Origin of the sequence: Blautia acetica, assembly GCF_038739805.1 — a bacterium.
In the GTDB taxonomy this organism is placed as follows: domain Bacteria; phylum Bacillota; class Clostridia; order Lachnospirales; family Lachnospiraceae; genus Blautia.
In genome coordinates, this window is sequence record NZ_JBBEWO010000044.1 from 1 (window position 1) to 1,620 (window position 1,620).

General features: G+C 43.0%; 2 protein-coding genes. Both read right to left on the reverse strand.

All coding sequences use genetic code 11. The features are described from left to right. Positions 1-308 precede the first annotated feature (308 nt). Complete coding sequence (locus tag WBS51_RS15080; protein ID WP_173750333.1) at positions 309-1,073, reverse strand: formate/nitrite transporter family protein; 765 nt, start codon at positions 1,071-1,073, stop codon at positions 309-311. A 119-nt stretch (positions 1,074-1,192) separates the two neighbouring features. Beyond that, positions 1,193-1,620: formate--tetrahydrofolate ligase (locus WBS51_RS15085; RefSeq protein WP_342694157.1), on the reverse strand; the 428-nt coding region annotated here is incomplete at its 5' end.

Consider the following 1,620-nt stretch of genomic DNA (forward strand, 5'->3'; position numbering starts at 1 on the left):
GTAATACAAGGGCGGCAAAGGTGGATTGGCAATTTAAAACTGCTGATGCACGAATCAAATTGAATTCGCTATATCCCAAATTTACTGCCACTTCCGTGTAAGTGGCAGTAATGCTAAATATATACGTGCCAATGCACTAGTCAATATAGAAATAAAATTCTATCCTGATATACCATAAAGCAAGGGTGTAGACCAATACAGTAATTTAAAAATATTGTTCAAATGCCGCCAGGCGCACCGCAAAAAAGGCGCTGACCCGCATTCTGCGTTCAGCGCCTTTTACTCCCCTCAAAGTTCTCTCTATGTACTTATTTTTCTTTTGAAATCAAATGATATGGAAGTGCCACACCTAAGATACCGCCAACCATATTCCCAAGCGTTACGATAATGACATTATAGCAATATGCACCGATTCCAACTTTTCCTGTAAGAAGAGAAACACCGATGCTGCTCATGTTTGCAATGCTATGCTCAAATCCACATACCATGAACACAAAGATACACCAGAAAATCATAATCAGTTTGCCTGATTCAGATTTCATTTTGATTCCGCACCATACGGCAAGACATACCAGTATATTACACAATACTGCTTTGACAAACAATGGCACAGGAGCCGTGGTGGTCTTATTCACTGCCAGGTTTACGAAGTAATCACCAATACCGCCTGTTGGAACTTTTGCAGCCACGAAAAGAGCAGATGATAAAAGCGAACCAACCAGGTTTCCAATCCAACAGATACCCCATAATTTACAAGCGTCCCCCCAGGAGGCTGTCTTTCTGAATACTGCTGCCGACAGAACAAAATTATTTCCTGTAAATAAGTCTGCACCTGCCATAATAACCAAACTAAGCGCTGCTGCAAATGCCGCACTCTGCGCCGGTTTCGCCCAGTTCGCTGTCATTTCTGCACCTGACAGATGACCAGCCAGTGTAAATGCCACAAAACCCCCCATGGCCACAAACACACCCGCAAGAATAGCAGACATAAAATATCCCAGAGGATTGTTCTTCAATAAATTTAATTTTGCTGCCGCACTATTACATACGGCCTTATACTCATCTTTATACATATTTACCTACTCCCTTCCAGCCCAAACTCTCCTAATATAAACAGAACTGCCGCACTCTGCATATATCCGGAATCTTCCAGACGGCTGCATGATGCGGCAGCTGTATTCTTATTTCACTCTTAGAACAGACCGGAAATTTTTCCTGTCGCATCCACATCAATTCTTTCAGCAGCCGGCACTTTCGGCAGACCCGGCATGGTCATGATTTCACCGGTTAATGCTACGATAAATCCTGCACCTGCGGATATCTTTAAGTTTCTTACGGTTACTTCAAAGTCTGTAGGCGCACCCAGTTTGGTCTGGTCATCTGTTAAGCTGTACTGTGTCTTAGCCACACAGATTGGGCAGTTTCCGTATCCTAATGCTTCTAACTGTGCTGCCTGTTTCTGCGCATTGGCTGTCAGAACTACTCTCTTACCACCATAGATTTTCTGTACAATCTGGTTTAATTTATCTTCAATGCTTCCTTCCAGTTCATAAGAGAAGGTAAAGTCGTTTGGTTCTTCTACCAGACGGATAACTTCTTTTGCAAGAGCAATACCGCCTT

Coding starts and splice junctions, on each gene's coding strand:
- WBS51_RS15080 (WP_173750333.1), bottom strand. CDS start 1,073: ATGTATAAAGATGAGTATAAGGCCGTATGTAATAGTGCGGCAGCAAAA.